This window comes from Pseudomonas syringae group sp. J254-4, from assembly GCF_032586855.1.
In the GTDB taxonomy this organism is placed as follows: domain Bacteria; phylum Pseudomonadota; class Gammaproteobacteria; order Pseudomonadales; family Pseudomonadaceae; genus Aquipseudomonas; species Aquipseudomonas amygdali.
Window position 1 is genome coordinate 23,295 of sequence record NZ_JAWHOO010000020.1, and the last position, 16,044, is coordinate 39,338.

The window sequence follows — 16,044 nt, forward strand, 5'->3', positions numbered from 1 at the left end:
CAACAACAAAGAGATTTCAGACCATGGCACTTTCTCGCGAACAAATGGCTCAACGCGTCGCCCGTGAACTCAAGGACGGTTACTACGTGAACCTGGGCATTGGCATTCCGACCCTGGTGGCCAACTACGTACCGGACGACATCGACGTCATGTTGCAGTCGGAAAACGGTCTGCTGGGCATGGGCGCATTTCCGACCGAAGACACCATAGACGCTGACATGATCAATGCCGGCAAACAGACGGTTACGGCGCGTATCGGCGCGTCGATTTTCTCGTCGGCCGAATCCTTCGCCATGATCCGCGGCGGTCATGTCGACCTGACGGTGCTCGGTGCTTTCGAGGTGGATGTCGAGGGCAATATCGCGTCGTGGATGATTCCCGGCAAGCTGGTAAAAGGCATGGGCGGCGCGATGGACCTGGTGGCAGGTGCCGACAACATCATCGTGACCATGACCCATGCCTCGAAGGATGGCGAATCCAAACTGCTGCCCCGCTGCAGCCTGCCACTGACCGGCGCGGCGTGCATCCGCAAGGTTCTGACTGACCTGGCGTATCTGGAAATCGACAACGGTGCCTTCATCCTTCGCGAGCGTGCGCCGGGGGTCAGCGTAGAAGAAATCGTGGCAAAAACCGCAGGCAAACTGATCGTGCCGGATGATGTGATCGAGATGAGTTTCTGAACTCAGGCATCTTCGAGCAGGCTGGATACATCTCTGTGGGAGATTCTATGATTTCGTTTTGCTGCCGGTTCCCGGCAGTTCGCGGACAAGTCCGCTCCCACAGATTCCGGACAGTTGTGGGAGTGAGCTTGCTCACGAAGACGTTGGTTCAAACACTCGATATCCAGGGACTGTACTGGCCTCTGCGCTCTCACAGGATTTGTCGTTCTGGACGCTCTGCGTCCGCAATAGTCGGCTGTTCAAGTAACTCCCCGATAATAATTACAAAAAGAGGTGCCCCCAATGGCCGCCAACGCCAACATAGAAGAAAGCCGCTCTGCCCGATTCGCCTTGCGCTGCGCCGCATGGGCTGAACGCTGGTTTCCCGATTCATGGGTATTTGCCGCGCTGGCGGTGGTCATCGTCACACTGGCAACACTGGCCATTGGCGCACGTCCGGCCGAGGCCGCCAAAGCGTTCGGTGACGGGTTCTGGAGTCTGATTCCGTTCACCATGCAAATGGCCTTCGTGGTCATCGGCGGTTACGTCGTGGCCAGTTCGCCGCCCGCGGTGCGCCTGATCGACCGGCTGGCCCGGGTGCCGCGTAACGGTCGTTCGGCGGTGGCCTGGGTGGCGCTGATTTCCATGCTGGCTTCGCTGCTCAACTGGGGGCTGTCACTGGTGTTCGGCGGCCTGCTGGTGCGCGCGCTCGCCCGCCGTACCGATCTGCGCATGGATTATCGCGCGGCCGGTGCCGCCGCGTATCTGGGGCTGGGCGCAGTCTGGGCGCTGGGGCTGTCGTCTTCGGCTGCACAGTTGCAGGCCAATCCGGCCAGTCTGCCGCCTTCGATCCTGGCGATAACCGGCGTGATCCCTTTCACTGAAACCATCTTTCTCTGGCAATCCGGGGTCATGCTCGCCGCGCTGGTAGTCATATCGTTGATCGTGGCCTATGCCACCGCCCCTGGCCCGAACAGCGCCCGGGACGCCAAGGCCTGCGGTGTCGACCCGGCATTCAGCCTGCCGCCACTGGCACCTCGCACACGGCCCGGCGAATGGCTGGAATACAGCCCGCTGCTGATCATCCTGATGGTGCTGCTGGGGGTCGGCTGGCTGTTCAGCGAGTTTTCGAGCAAACCGGCGATCACCGCAATTTCCGGGCTCAATACCTACAATTTTCTGTTCATCATGCTCGGTGCGTTGCTGCACTGGCGACCACGCAGCTTTCTCGATGCCGTAGCGCGGGCCGTACCCACCACCACTGGCGTGTTGATTCAATTCCCCCTGTACGGTTCGATTGCTGCGTTACTGACCACAGTCAAAGGCGCTGATGCGCAGACCCTAGCGCACTACATCTCGACATTCTTTACCAGCATTGCCTCCCACGATACCTACGCGATTCTGATGGGCGTCTATTCGGCCATTCTGGGCTTTTTCATTCCGTCGGGCGGCGGCAAGTGGATCATTGAAGCGCCTTACGTGATGCAAGTCGCCAACGACCTGCAGTATCACCTCGGCTGGGCGGTGCAGATCTACAATGCAGCCGAAGCGCTGCCCAACCTGATCAATCCGTTCTACATGCTGCCGCTACTGGGCGTGCTGGGCCTCAAGGCACGTGACCTGATCGGATTCTCGTTCGTGCAGTTGCTGGTCCACACGCCGCTGGTGCTGTTTCTGCTCTGGGCATTGGGCACTACGCTGGTCTATACGCCACCGGTAATGCCCTGATAGTCAGCCGTTGAGCGAGTAATCACGCTCGACCTTGCAGATTCGCGCGGTGAACGCCTGATACCAGCGCGCGCGTCCCTGCTCACGGACCTCGGTATGTTCGGCCTGCTGTTTCCACGCCAGAATCGCGGTTTCGTCGCTCCAGTAGGACACGGTGATGCCCAGTCCGTCTTCGCCGCGAGCCGATTCCACGCCCAGAAAGCCGGGCTGCTGCCTGGCCAGTTCTACCATCCGCTGCGCCGCGTCTGCGTACGCCTGACCCTCGTCAGGCGTACGCAGTGAGGTGAACACCACCGCAAAGTAGGGAGTGGGAAAGCGGGCTGCCATCATGATCGATTCCTCTGCGCGGCCTGGCTGCAAGCGCGGACGAATGCAGCAACCACAGGAGATACCCTGCCCTGCAACGCAGCCCGCTCCGGCTGGAACAATGTGGCGACGAAGAACGGATGCCCCTGCAATTCGATACTGCGCACTTCACCTTCAGGGCCGCGGCCGCTGACTTTCAACGCATCGCCGAACAGCGCTGGCTCAAGCTCACGACGCAGACCGTAACGGCAGTGATAACGCTCCTCGATATTCAGCGTGCCGTAGGCTTGAGCAATCAGCGTGTCGGGTTGCAAATGAATCGCCGCCACGGATTCAACCAGCGAGCAGCTCAATGGTTCGATGATGACGTTTGCCGCCTGCGGCGCAGTTTCGCCGTGCTCGGCGTCTGCCCAGCCCAGTTGATTGCGGGCGTACTCCACCAGTGCGTGCTGAAAGCCGCCGCACGTCCCCAGAAACGGTACGAGACGCTCGCGTGCGAAACGAATGGCCGTCAAAGCGCCCTGCATGTCCAGGTAGGGGCTGGCCGGTACACACCACAGACCATCGAATTCGCCAAGCCGTGCACCGCTGCCGATCTGTGGCGTCGGTAGCCATTCGAAGCTGACCGGCACGTGAACGGCCTCAGCCGCCATCTCCAACGCCAGGGGAATGGCCTGATGGGCTGGCACATCGGCGTTGAAATCGCCCACCAGCCCGATCTGCAAAGTGTTGCGTATGTTATTGACTGTGCCCATGCCCTGCTCCCTGTTCGATTTCGTATAGCCCGGGCGGACTATAAACAGGCAGCAAAACCAGCAGAATGGGCATTGCAGCAATGCCTGGCGTGCAACGCTGCACGTTTCTTCAGCCAGTCACAGGCGTCAGCACCGGCTGCCCGGAAAAGAACGCCAGCAGGTTATCGTTGACCATTTGCACACTGTCTCTCGATGCCTCGGGGGACAGGCCTGCGACATGGGGCGTCAGCACAACATTGCCCAGCGTTTTGAGTACGTCCGGCACAGCGGGCTCATCGTCGAACACATCCAGCGCAGCCCCGGCAATCTGCTCGTTCTGAAGTGCACTGACCAGCGCATGGGTATCCACGACACTGGCACGCGCAATGTTGACCAGAAAGCCGTCAGGGCCCAGCGCTTCAAGCACACTGGCATCGATCAAGTGCTGCGTGCCACTGCCACCGGGCGTGGCGATGATCAGGAAATCCGACGCCGCAGCCAGCGCCTGTGCGGTGGCATGCCAGGTGTAATCGCAGTCGGTGCGCGGTTTGCGATTGTGATAACCGATAGCGATGTCGAACGCGGCTGCACGCCTGGCAATCGCCAGCCCCACCGCACCCAGCCCGACGATTCCCATGCGCTTGCCTGCCAGCGACGGTCGAACCACCTTGCGCCACTCGCTACGGCGTACCGACGCATCGGCCTGCGGAATGTCGCGTACCAGCGACAGCAACAGCGCCAGCGTATGGTCCGCCACTGTGGCGGCGTTGACGCCTGCACCATTGGTCACGGTGATGCCGCGAGCCTGCGCAGCGGGCAAATCCACCTTTTCGTAGCCGGCACCGCTCACGCATATGATGCGCAAGTTTGGCAGTGCATCCATTTCCTCGGCGAAAAAACCCAGTGGCCCACGCGTCACTACGGCGCTGATGCTCTTCCCGTGTGCAGCAATTGCCGCGGCGCGCAGTTCGGCCGTCGGCGCACGAATCAACTGATAACCGCTGCTTTCCAGAATCGGCAAATACATGTCCAGGTTTTCCACCAGCACCAATACCGTTGTCATGCGCACTCCCGTTCGGTCAGCAAAACGCTGACAGTAACGCGACTCGGTGCGCTTGTGCATAGCCAATGGCGCTCGTTGGAAAAAAACCTTTCGCGATAACGCCAGGCGTTCATAAAGTGGACGCATTTGCCGGACAGACTGCGTTACAAGCAACCTCGCCAACGCGATAGTGCGCTATCGTTGCGTGCAGCGCTGTGACCAGTAACGGTATTGGCTGGTGCAGTCGAACACCTTCCAACCATAAGGAACCAACCGCCCATGCAAGGATTTTCCGCCACTCTGTCGACCACAACCCTGTTGAAAAAGACCCTCCTGGCCGCAGCGGTCATGTCGGGCCTGATGCTGTCATCCGGTATGGCAGCGGCGGCGGATGCACCGGGCAAGGTGCTGAGCGAAAAATACGGTCTGCCCTGGCCAGCAGTAATCGCCCATCGCGGAGCTTCGTTCGACGCTCCGGAAGAGACCATTCCGGCCTATACCCTGGCACGCGACCTGGGTGCGGACTATCTGGAGATGGACATCCAGCGCACCAAAGACGGCGTGCTGATAGCACTCCACGATGACGTACTGGAACGTACGACCAACATTGCCGAAGTGTTCCCGACACGGGTCAAGGACCCGGTCAGCACCTTCACCCTGGCGGAGCTCAAGCAACTGGACGCCGGCTCATGGTTCAACAAGGCTTACCCCGACCGGGCGCGTGCGAGCTACAGCGGGTTGCAGATCCTGACGCTGGATGAGGTCATCGACATCGCCGAAGGTGGCGCGAACAAGCCTGGGCTGTACATCGAGACCAAGGTGCCGAACAAGTTTCCCGGTGTCGAAGCCGACCTTAAAAAGGTGCTGACCAAACGTGGCTGGCTGGCTCAGCGTCCGGCCGCAGCGGCTGGTCATGTGAACGTCGCGCACATGCCGGGGCGCGTGGTATTGCAGACGTTCGAGAAGCAGAGCCTGGAGCTGCTGCAAAAAGAAATGCCGAAAGTGCCCAAGGTCATGCTGCTATGGATTGGCGAAGGCTCGATAGAGCCTAAATCCAGCGTCGCGTTCAAAGACTCGGGGGCCAAGGACAAGGCCAGCTACTACGCAGCGCAGGAGGTCAAGTCTCCGGAGGAATTCCAGAAGTGGATTGACTGGGCCAAGGCTCATGGTGCGATCGGCACCGGCCCTTCTTCGCAACTGGCCAAGGGTGGCGATCAGAGCTACATGGACCTGGTCAAACCCTGGATGAACAACCTGACCCACGAGAAAGGCATGGTGATCCACCCTTACACGGTGGACGACGCAGAGGACTTCAAGCGGATCAGCAATGACGGGGTTGACGGTTTCTTCACCAACCGCACCGCCGAACTGTTGAAGTTCTACGGACGGCCAGCGAAAGAGAGCATCGAGACGATTCTGAAGCGTAACGGCTACTGATCGACTGGCTGGCCGCATCCTGCGATGCGGCCAGCCACCGACTCATCAGAAATCTATGGTCCCGGACAGCTTCAAGGTGCGTGGCTCGCCTTGAGTCAGATAACCCCCATTGGCCGATGCCCAATAATCCTTGTTCATCAGGTTTTCGACGTTGGCACGCAGCGTGACGTCCTTTTGCGCAACGTTGAAGGTATAGCGCGCGCCCAGATCGAAACGGTTCCAGGTCGGAATGCTCAGGTTGTTGGCAGCGTCGACATATTGCCCACCGGTGCGCAGCATGCGCGCATTGATAGCTGCGCCCGTGATGCCTGGCACATCCCAGTCGGCCCCCGCATTGAACTGAAAGGTCGGCACACCAATGGCCCTGTTGCCATCGTTGCTGCCACCCGACGTGCCGCTCACCTCGGTGTCCATCAGGGTCAGACCGGCCAGCAGACGCAGGCCGCTGACAGGCTCGCCGAACACGTTCATTTCCACGCCACGATTGCGCTGCTCGCCATCACGGACGTAGCGCGTTCCGCTGCCATCCTGAATCTGGTAGCCATCAGTCGGTTGTTCGATGCGGTATACACCCAGGCTTGCACCGAAGGTACCCATGTCCAGCTTCACGCCCGCTTCAATCTGTTTTGAACGCGCCGGCGCGAACACCTCGCCAGGGTTGATCGTCACGGTGCTCGGCGCCGTCGGCCCCTGCGCAAGGCCTTCAATGCGGTTTGCATAGAACGACACATAGCGCCAAGGCTTGAACACCAGCCCGTAGACCGGCGTGGTGATTGCCTCGTCATACAGTGCGTTGCGCGGGCCGCTGCCATAGTCGTAGCCCTGGACGCGCAGTTGCTGGCGACGCAGGCCTGCGGTCAGCAGCAGGCGATTATCGAAAAAGCCCAGCGTGTCGGAGAACGCTACGCTGCGCATACGGCTCTTGCCGACGATACCGGGATCACTGAGATCGCCACCCGAGAAGCTGTCCAGCGCAGGACGTGTTGTTTCCACTGGGTTGTACAGGTTGCTGCCAGCCGGACTGCCGAACAGGTAGGCACTGCGCTGCTCGGTCCAGATGCCGGACAAACCGAAGTTGACCTTGTGACTGACCGCGCCGGTCTGCAGCTTGCCGTTGATACCGGCCATGGCTGTCTTGTTGTCTTCGTCATGCGGGATGGAAGACGGTGACGCCGTGATGTTGCCTGCGGCGTCATTGATGGTCGGCGAGCCATAGATACCGTTTTCACGGGTGTGCTTGGCACCGGCTGCGGCGTACAGCGTCCAGTCATCGTTGAGGTCGTATTCGGCCCGGCTCATGCCGAAGGTGTCTTCGGTTTCGGTCCAGGTCCAGTTCGGCGCGTAATTGGTGTCGGCATCCGGCGCATGCGGCACGCGGGTCAGGCCGCTGCCAACGAACACCATGTTGCGGTTCTGATTGATGCGCTGCTTCTGGTAGGCAAAATCGCCGGAAAGACGGAAGTTGTCACCCTGATAATCAAGCCCCAGCGCGAACAGCTTGCTGCGATGCTCTTCGTCTTCAACGCCGGTCTCGCCTTCGCGCTGAGACAGGTTGAGGCGTGCGCCGAATCGATTGCCTTCGCCAAAGCGCTGGCCGAGGTCCAGGTGCTCGCCGACCCGACCGTCGCTGCTGATGTCGGTGGTAAAACGCCGTGTCGGCGTGTCCTGCGCGCGCTTGGGTTGCAGGTTAACGCCACCGCCAATACCGGAGCCGGTCGGTGTTACGCCGTTGATAAAGGCATTGGGGCCTTTGAAAACCTCAACCCGCTCCAGCGCATCGGTGGAGATGATCTGGCGCGGCAGCACGCCGTAGAGGCCGTTGTAGGAAATATCATCGGTGGTCAGTTTGAGGCCACGAATGACGAAGATCTTCGAGGCGTTGGCATAGCCGCTTGACTGGCGAACCGATGCATCATTGAGCAGCACATCGCCGATGTCTTCGGCCTGCTGGTCCTCGATCAATTGTTCGGTGTAGCTGGTCATGGTGAACGGCACGTCCATGACGTCGGCATTGCCCAGAACGCCCAACTGCCCGCCACGAGCCACTTGCCCGCCTGCGTACACGGGCGGTAGCGCGTGCGGGTCGGCCTTGTCGGCACTGATATCGGTCTCTCCGAGAACCATCGGGCCTTCCTGCTGACTGGCGGCAGCAGTAGCGGCCCAGGCCGGAGAACCAATGGAACAGCAAAATGCGAGCAACGTGAGGCGCATCGGGATCGATGGGGTGTGCATGAAAAGGTCCTGCTGACGAGATGAGCGAGATCGGAAGAAACCTTCCTGGAGATGACCGACTCAGTGGATGCGAAATGCTACCATATGTTACTGGGAATGCTTATCATTAATTTATGTGCAGGGTGTCACATAACCAACGCTCATTGCTACGTCTCACACAGCAATGCTTTGAAACAGCTCGGGGACAGCCACCTGAGTGCGACTCTCGTGTAAGCTCAAGCGCTATTGGTTTTCCCATCGAGAGGCCTATGCAGTCCACTTTCCGACGCTCGACACTGGCAGCACTTCGTGGTTTTGCCTTGCCGAGCGATGCAATCTCCATTGTTCCTTCTGCCGCCGACTATCGGCGCTGTCTGCTGGAAAGGATCGCTTCGGCCACCCGGCGCATCTATATCATCGCGTTGTATCTGCAACAGGATGAAGCTGGTCAGGAGATCCTCGACGCACTGTACGCGGCCAAGGCTGCACGGCCTGAGCTGGATGTCGTGGTGCTGGTTGACTGGTTCCGCGCGCAGCGGGGCCTGATCGGTGCCGGGCGGCAACCGGGCAACTCGACCTGGTATCAGGCGCAGAACCTTGAATACGATGAAGAAGTGCCGATCTACGGCGTGCCGGTGCAAACCCGTGAGCTGTTCGGCGTGCTGCACCTCAAGGGCAGCGTGATCGACGATTGTGTGATCTACAGTGGCGCAAGCATCAACAACGTCTACCTGCACAAGCTCGACAAATACCGCCTGGACCGTTACCACCTGATCGAAAGCGCGCCGCTGGCCGACGCTTTCCAGAATCTGGTGCAGCGCGAAATACTCCCTTCACCGGCTGTGCACCGCCTCGACCTGCAATCGCCACCTGGCTCGCGCAGCATTCGCAGCGAGATTCGCGCTTTTCGTGCGGACCTGAAACGCGCTGCGTACGACACTTCAGCAGGCGAAAAGGAAAACGGCGAGCTGCGGGTGATTCCGCTGCTGGGCGTCGGGCCGCGTAACAATCTGAATCGTGCCATCTGCGACCTGATCGCCTCGAGCAAGATCCAGCTGACCATCTGCACGCCGTATTTCAACCTGCCGGTGGCGGTCACCCGCGAAATCAATCGGGCGCTCAAGCGCGGTGTGCAGGTCGATATCATCATTGGTGACAAAACCGCCAACGACTTCTTCATCGACCCGGACGAGCCGTTCAAGGTGATCTCGGCCCTGCCCTATCTGTATGAAATCAGCCTGCGACGCTTTGCCCACAAGCATCAGAAGGCAATCGCGCAGAACCGCCTCAACGTGCACCTGTGGAAACACGGCGATAATACGTTCCACCTCAAAGGCATCTGGGTCGATCAGCGCTATACGCTGCTGACAGGCAACAACCTGAACCCTCGCGCCTTCAATCTTGATCTGGAAAACGCCTTGCTGATCGATGATCCGCAGGGCCAGTGGAGCGAAACGCGCGAGGCGGAAATCGCCCATTTGATGCGCAACACCCAACGCGTCAACCAGTATGACGAACTCGACACACTGGCCAATTATCCCGAAGGGGTACGCAAATTCCTCAAGCGCGTCAGCCGTGTGCGGGTCGAGCGATTGCTGTACCGGATACTCTGACCCTCACGCCTGAGGCCGACATGCCTGGCATGTCGGCCGTACAACCAAAGAAACAGGGTGAGTCAGGGCCGTTTCGCCCCCAACTGCTTCCACATCTTCTGCGTGATTTTGCGGCGGTTGCTGTAGCCTGCCCACGGGTCGGCCTTAAGTTTCTTTAGACGCTGCTCAAGGTTGGTGATGTCCCACTGCGCCGAGGATTTCAGGCCTGCCAGTTCATCCAGAGCAATCGGCACCGAGACCGGCAAACCTGGCCGGGCGCGCACCGAATACGCAGTTACGGTGCTGCCGCCACGGCTGTTGCGCAGGTAATCAATGAAAATTTTCCCTACCCGGTTTTTCGGCCCCATGGTCGCGGTGAAGCGTTCGGGCAACTGACGGCTGACGAATTCGGCGATAGCCTTGGCGAAGGCTTTAACCGTGTCCCAGTCAGCCTGCCGCGCCAATGGCACGATGATGTGCATGCCCTTGCCGCCGCTGGTCTTGAGAAAAGCTTCCAGCCCAAGTTCCTCCAGAACGGCGAGCACCATTTGCGTGGCTTCGATCATGCTGCGCCAGGGCAGCGCCGGGTCGGGATCAAGGTCCAGGACAAAATGATCCGGCGTTTCGATCCTGTCACGCGTAGCGCCCCAGGTGTGCAACTCGATGGCCCCCATTTGCGCGGCACCGACCAGCGCCTGCAATGAATCGATCTCCATCAGCGCGGCATGCCCGGGGTCCAGAGCACGATCCAGCTGTTTGATGTGTGGAATCGCAAGATGCTCGGCGTGCTTCTGGAAGAACTGCTCGCCGTCGATGCCTTCCGGGCAACGCAACAATGCCACAGGACGCTTGTTCAGATACGGCAGAATCCATTCGGCAATAGACGCGTAGAACTGCGCAAGTTCGACCTTGCTGGTGCCGGTCTTGCTGTCGATCACCCGATCCGGATGGCTGATGCCCGTGCCCGCCACGTCCACTTTGCCTTTGCCGGCAGCGGTTTTCTTGCCTGAACGTGGCGCTGCCGATGTCGATTGCGTTCGGGTCTGGCTGGCAACCCTGGCGGGCTGAGCGTCTTCGCGCACCACCTCACTGGCAGGCTTGTCACTGCGCAACCCAACAAATGCGGCTTGTCGCACAATGCCTTCGCGGGTCCACTGGGCGAATTCCGCCTCACAGACCAGCTGCGGCTCTACCCACTGCACGCCGCGGGCCTGAGCCGAGGTCAGTTTTTTCGCCAGCGGTGAATCCTTGCGCTGCAGCGGTTTGAGTTGTTGATAAAGCTGTTCAAGCGTCACCTCACTGAAGCCGGTGCCCACCCGCCCGGCATAGACCAGCCCGTCATCGCCTTCATTGACCGCCAGCAACAAGGCCCCGAATGCGGAGCGGCTGCCTTGCGGGGCGGTGTACCCGACGATCACCAGTTCCTGACGCAACCGGCATTTGAGTTTGATCCAGTCGGCATTGCGCTTGCCGATATAAACACTGCCGGCCCGCTTGCCGATGACACCTTCCAGGCCCATTGCCGCAGCGCTTTCCACAATATCCTGATGCCCGGCCTGAAACGCATCCGAATAACGCAGCAAGCGACTGCGCTGGGCACCGAGCACTTGTTTCAAGGCGTCGCGGCGCTGCTCAAGGGGTACTTCCCGCAGATCCTCCGCGCTCAGGAACGGCATGTCGAACAGGTAATACAGGATGTTTTTGCTGTTTCCTGCGTCAAAGGCATTCTGCAAACCCTGAAAGTCGGGCAGCCCTTGCTCGTCGAGGACCACCACTTCGCCGTCGAACCAACTGTTTTGCAATTTCAGGCCCTTGAGCGCCTTGACCAGTTCGGGCAGCCGTTCGGTCCAGTCGTGGCCGTTACGGGTGAACAGGCGCACTTCGTCGCCCTGAATGCGGGTCAGAATGCGATAGCCATCGAACTTGATCTCATACAGCCAGTCACCCGCTGGCGGTGCATCCACCAGCGTGGCCAGTTGCGGCGAAAGGGTTTCCGGGAAAACCGTTTTCGACTTCTTTTGCGCGGGTTTGCGCGCAGGCTTCGCCGCACCGGCTTTGGCTTTTTCGTTTGCGGCGCTGGCCTTTGGCTTCGCTGGCGCTGCACGCCCTGCCCCTACGTGCGCGCCGCTGATCACGCTCTGCGGCTGCTCCAGAGTGATGTCATATTCGGCGGCAGGTCGCGCAATGGCGTCCTTTTCTTTGATCAGCAGCCACTGCTCCTTGCTGCCGCTGCCCGTGAGCCGCGTGCGCACCAGCGCCCAGTCGCCGCTGAGCTTCTCGCCGACCAAGGTAAATTTGAGTTTGCCTTCCTCATAGGTTTTTTGCGGATCACCGTGCGGCTGCCAGACGCCACGGTCCCAGACAATCACATCACCGCCGCCATACTGCCCTTTCGGGATGCTGCCCTCAAAATCGGCATAGTCCAGCGGATGGTCTTCAACATGCACTGCCAGACGTTTTTGCTTCGGGTCCAGACTCGGTCCTTTGGGTACCGCCCAGCTCTTGAGCGTGCCCTCCAGCTCCAGTCGAAAGTCATAGTGCAGGTTACGTGCGTCATGCTTCTGAATCACGAAACCCAGCGCCTTGGCCTTGGACGAAGACTTGCCTTTGCGTTTGCTTTCGGCAGGCTCGGAGGTGATGGCGAAATTGCGCTTGCGCGTGTATTCACTGGCGGGCTTGGCCATGTCCGGTGTCTCCGTCTGGCTCAAGAGGCTTTGCTGGTTTTCTTGCGGGCGGCGGGCCGCTTGGGCTTGGCTGCGGCCTTATCAGCAGGTTTTTCTTTTGCTGCGGGCTTGCTCGCTTTGCCTTTACTGGCGCCACTCTTGCCCGCCAGGCTGCGTCGCAGCAAGTCGGTGAGGTCAATGACGTCAGCACTTTTGCGCTCTTCCTCGGCCGGATCCGTCTCGACATCCTCGATCTCGCCTTCGTCTGCCTTGGTTTTGACCAAGTGCATGATCTTGTCCTGAAAAGTGTCGCGGTACTGCTCAGGCTGCCAGTCGGCGCTCATGTCCTTGACCAGACGCTTGGCCATGTCGCGTTCGCTCTTGTTCAACTGTGCGTCCGTCACTGCGTCGCTCAGTTCCAGTGTGTCCAGCTCACGCACGTCGGCAGGCCAGCGCAGGATCACCATGACCAGCGCCGACTCCAGCGGCATGACCGCCGCCAGGTGTTCGCGGGTATGCAGCACGACATTGGCCAGTGCCACCTTTTTGGTGTCGACAAGGGTTTCGCGCAGCAGCGCATAGACTTTTTCGCCGCGTTTATCCGGGGTCAGAAAATAAGGCGTGTCGATGTTTTGCAAAGGAATCTGCTGGCTGTCGACAAAGGCAAATATGTCGATGGTCTGCGTCGATTTGGGGTGCGCGGAGCGAATTTCTTCTTCGCTGAGTACGACATAACGATCCTTTTCGTACTCCACGCCCTTGACGATATTTTCGCTGGTGACCTCCTTGCCGGTGACCTTGTTGATTCGCTTGTAGCCGACCGGGTCCATGCTGCGCTTGTCGAGCCAGTCGAAGTCGACACTGGTTGACGTTGTCGCCGACACCAGTGCGACCGGTATATGCACCAGCCCGAAGCTGATTGCGCCCTTCCAGATTGCCCTTGCCATGGTCTGACTCCTGTTAGTCCTGAAAAAGTGACTGGACCGGTCGAAGAAAAGTTTCGCCAGCCAGACGAGCGCCGGAAAACCCGCGCAGGCGCAAAGCGTTTTTCATCCCGGCAATCTGGCTGTCAACGTTTTGGCTCTTGATGCGAGCTGTATTAAAGGGATGCCTGCAGCCGTCAAAGCCTTGTACTAGAAGGGTTCGTGCAAAAAGGAACAGGAATTTTCAAGTTACATATGCGTTTAAGATCTAAAAATATGGTTTAACGTTCTTTTGCGGAATAAATCAGACGTTCTATAAATGGCCCCACCTCGAACGCTGTTGGTGAACTGTCTGCAAACCAACAGTTGGTCCCGTCAGCTTTCACTCAGCTGATCACTCCCAAGGATTTGTCATGAACGTTTTCTGGTTTCTTCCGACTCACGGCGACGGCCATTATCTGGGCACGACAAAGGGCGCACGTCCCGTCACCCTCAATTACCTGAAACAGGTGGCACAGGCCGCCGATGACCTGGGCTACTACGGGGTATTGATTCCGACCGGTCGCTCTTGCGAAGACTCGTGGGTCATCGCCTCGGCACTGGTGCCATTGACCGAGCGTCTGAAGTATCTGGTGGCAATCCGTCCGGGCATCATCTCCCCTACCGTCTCGGCACGCATGGCGGCTACGCTGGATCGTTTATCCGGCGGCCGACTGCTGATCAACGTGGTGACCGGTGGCGACCCGGACGAAAACCGTGGCGATGGCAGCTTCCTCGATCATAGCGAACGCTATGAAGTCACCGACGAATTCCTGAAGATCTGGCGTCGCGTATTACAGGGCGAAGCAGTCGACTTCGAAGGCAAGCACCTGCGCGTGCAGAACGCCAAGGCGCTCTATCCACCGATTCAGAAGCCCTATCCGCCGCTGTACTTTGGTGGCTCTTCCGATGCCGCGCATGACCTTGCGGCCGATCAGGTAGACGTTTACCTCACTTGGGGCGAACCTCCGGCAGCTGTGGCCCAAAAGCTGGCCGATGTGCGTGAACGGGCAGCCCGCAAGGGTCGTACCGTAAAGTTCGGCATTCGCTTGCACGTCATCGTGCGCGAAACCAGTGAAGAAGCCTGGAAAGCCGCCAGCACGCTGATCGAGCACATCAGCGACGAAACCATCGCTGCGGCCCAAAAGTCTTTCTCACGCTTTGATTCCGAGGGGCAACGCCGTATGGCTGCGCTGCATGATGGACGCCGCGACAACCTGGAAATCGCGCCCAACCTGTGGGCGGGTGTGGGCCTGGTTCGGGGCGGTGCTGGCACGGCACTGGTTGGCAACCCGCAGGAAGTCGCGGCACGCATCAAGGAATACGCAGACCTGGGCATCGAGAGCTTCATTTTCTCGGGCTACCCGCACCTGGAAGAAGCGTACCGCTTTGCCGAACTGGTCTTCCCGCTGCTGCCAGAGCCTTACGCCAGCCTCGCCGGGCGCGGCATCACCAACCTGACGGGCCCGTTCGGCGAAATGATCGCCAACGATCTGCCCCCGCAGGCCAAGTGATGTCAGGACAACTGCTGACCTTACCGCACTCGCCTGCGCTGGCGACCTCGATCAGAGCCACTGCGCAGGTGTTCGAAGACCCCAAGTCCAAGGATCTGCTCGCTCACGTGCGTCAGGTGGCGCCCAGCGATGCCAGCGTACTGATCATTGGTGAAACCGGCACTGGCAAGGAACTGGTTGCACGGCACGTCCACGAACTGAGTGCCCGTCGCGACAAACCGTTCGTGGCGGTCAACTGCGGAGCATTCTCCGAGAACCTGATCGAGGCCGAGTTGTTCGGCCACGAGAAAGGCGCCTTCACCGGTGCGATCAGTGCCAAAGCCGGCTGGTTCGAAGAGGCCAACGGCGGCACGCTGTTTCTCGATGAAATCGGCGACCTGCCCATGACATTGCAGGTCAAGCTGTTGCGTGTGCTTCAGGAGCGTGAAGTGGTCCGCCTGGGCTCGCGCAAGAGCGTGCCGATTGACGTGCGGGTGCTCGCAGCCACCAACGTACAACTGGAAAAGGCCATCAATGCCGGGCATTTTCGCGAGGACCTTTACTACCGGCTGGACGTGGTCAATCTGGAATTGAGCCCGCTGCGCGAGCGGCCCGGCGACATCCTGCCGCTGGCCCGGCATTTCATCGAGGTCTACAGCCAGCGTCTGCGCCATGGCCCGGTGCGCATCAGCGCCGAAGCCGAGCACAAGCTCAAGACCTACAGCTGGCCGGGCAATATTCGCGAGCTGGAAAACGTTATTCATCACACCTTGCTGGTGTGCCGCGAAGGCGTGATTCAGCGTGATGACCTGCGCCTGTCGAACCTGAGAATCGAGCGTCAGGACGAGCAGAATCCGGTTGACGAATCAGCCGAGCAGTTACTCAATCGGGCGTTTCAAAAGCTGTTTGAAGAACAGGCGGGAGCCTTGCACGAGAAGGTCGAAGACACGCTGCTCAGGACCGCGTATCGCTACTGCCACCACAACCAGGTACACACCGCCAGCCTGCTGGGCCTGACCCGCAACGTCACGCGTACGCGTTTGATCAAGATTGGCGAGCTGGCAGTCAACAAACGCAGACCGGGTGAAAATGTACAGGGCGACCGGATGCTGCATTTATCGGTGTGAAGGCCCAGACCGATGACGCGGAGCGTCATGAACGGCATTCCCACGCTGGAGCGTGAGGAACGAGCGCTGTCCGCAAGAACGCTATCGTGC

General features: G+C 59.6%; 12 protein-coding genes. 6 read left to right on the forward strand and 6 right to left on the reverse strand.

What is annotated here, in order from left to right:
* The first annotated feature begins 23 nt into the window (after nucleotides 1-23).
* A complete protein-coding gene (locus tag RYB09_RS20970; protein ID WP_005741198.1) occupies nucleotides 24-680 on the forward strand; it encodes a CoA transferase subunit B in 657 nt (218 codons plus the stop codon).
* 282 nt (nucleotides 681-962) lie between these two features.
* Nucleotides 963-2,387 carry a short-chain fatty acid transporter gene (locus RYB09_RS20975; RefSeq protein ID WP_122281073.1) on the forward strand — a complete coding sequence of 475 codons (1,425 nt, stop codon included), beginning with the start codon at nucleotides 963-965 and terminating at the stop codon, nucleotides 2,385-2,387.
* Between the two features lie 3 nt (nucleotides 2,388-2,390).
* On the opposite strand, the gene RYB09_RS20980 is transcribed toward RYB09_RS20975, so the two are convergent.
* From RYB09_RS20980 to RYB09_RS20990, 3 genes are all read right to left on the reverse strand, one after another.
* Nucleotides 2,391-2,717 carry an antibiotic biosynthesis monooxygenase family protein gene (locus RYB09_RS20980; RefSeq protein WP_058409031.1) on the reverse strand — a complete coding sequence of 109 codons (327 nt, stop codon included), beginning with the start codon at nucleotides 2,715-2,717 and terminating at the stop codon, nucleotides 2,391-2,393.
* Nucleotides 2,714-3,448 carry a CTP synthase gene (locus RYB09_RS20985; RefSeq protein ID WP_219169426.1) on the reverse strand — a complete coding sequence of 245 codons (735 nt, stop codon included), beginning with the start codon at nucleotides 3,446-3,448 and terminating at the stop codon, nucleotides 2,714-2,716. Before RYB09_RS20985 ends, RYB09_RS20980 begins: the two co-directional genes overlap by 4 nt.
* Nucleotides 3,449-3,557: 109 nt before the next feature.
* Nucleotides 3,558-4,490 carry a 2-hydroxyacid dehydrogenase gene (locus RYB09_RS20990; protein ID WP_316890064.1) on the reverse strand — a complete coding sequence of 311 codons (933 nt, stop codon included), beginning with the start codon at nucleotides 4,488-4,490 and terminating at the stop codon, nucleotides 3,558-3,560.
* A gap of 258 nt (nucleotides 4,491-4,748) precedes the next feature.
* Here RYB09_RS20990 and RYB09_RS20995 point away from each other — a divergent pair, with 258 nt between their 5' ends.
* The gene (locus RYB09_RS20995) at nucleotides 4,749-5,906 is read left to right on the forward strand and encodes a glycerophosphodiester phosphodiesterase (RefSeq protein WP_058409033.1); all 1,158 of its coding nucleotides are present in this window, start codon (nucleotides 4,749-4,751) and stop codon (nucleotides 5,904-5,906) included.
* A gap of 45 nt (nucleotides 5,907-5,951) precedes the next feature.
* Here RYB09_RS20995 and RYB09_RS21000 read toward each other — a convergent pair whose 3' ends face one another.
* The gene (locus tag RYB09_RS21000; RefSeq protein WP_058409034.1) at nucleotides 5,952-8,138 is read right to left on the reverse strand and encodes a TonB-dependent receptor; all 2,187 of its coding nucleotides are present in this window, start codon (nucleotides 8,136-8,138) and stop codon (nucleotides 5,952-5,954) included.
* A 248-nt stretch (nucleotides 8,139-8,386) separates the two neighbouring features.
* On the opposite strand from RYB09_RS21000, the gene pssA reads away from it, so the two are divergent.
* Nucleotides 8,387-9,730 carry a CDP-diacylglycerol--serine O-phosphatidyltransferase gene (gene pssA, locus RYB09_RS21005; RefSeq protein WP_005734318.1) on the forward strand — a complete coding sequence of 448 codons (1,344 nt, stop codon included), beginning with the start codon at nucleotides 8,387-8,389 and terminating at the stop codon, nucleotides 9,728-9,730.
* 62 nt (nucleotides 9,731-9,792) lie between these two features.
* On the opposite strand, the gene ligD is transcribed toward pssA, so the two are convergent.
* Nucleotides 9,793-12,393, reverse strand: a complete 2,601-nt coding sequence (gene ligD / locus RYB09_RS21010) for a DNA ligase D (protein ID WP_316890067.1) — start codon at nucleotides 12,391-12,393, stop codon at nucleotides 9,793-9,795.
* Nucleotides 12,394-12,413: 20 nt separating this feature from the next.
* Entirely contained in the window at nucleotides 12,414-13,319 is a 906-nt protein-coding gene (locus tag RYB09_RS21015) for a Ku protein (protein ID WP_122258403.1), read from the reverse strand.
* 389 nt (nucleotides 13,320-13,708) lie between these two features.
* On the opposite strand from RYB09_RS21015, the gene ssuD reads away from it, so the two are divergent.
* Both ssuD and RYB09_RS21025 read left to right on the forward strand, forming a co-directional pair.
* Nucleotides 13,709-14,848 (forward strand): FMNH2-dependent alkanesulfonate monooxygenase, encoded by a 1,140-nt coding sequence (gene ssuD / locus RYB09_RS21020; RefSeq protein WP_002554062.1) that lies wholly within the window; start codon nucleotides 13,709-13,711, stop codon nucleotides 14,846-14,848.
* On the forward strand, nucleotides 14,848-15,954 hold the full coding sequence (locus tag RYB09_RS21025) for a sigma-54 interaction domain-containing protein (protein ID WP_058401886.1): 1,107 nt from the start codon (nucleotides 14,848-14,850) through the stop codon (nucleotides 15,952-15,954). The genes ssuD and RYB09_RS21025 overlap by 1 nt, the downstream gene beginning before the upstream one ends.
* Nucleotides 15,955-16,044 lie beyond the last annotated feature (90 nt).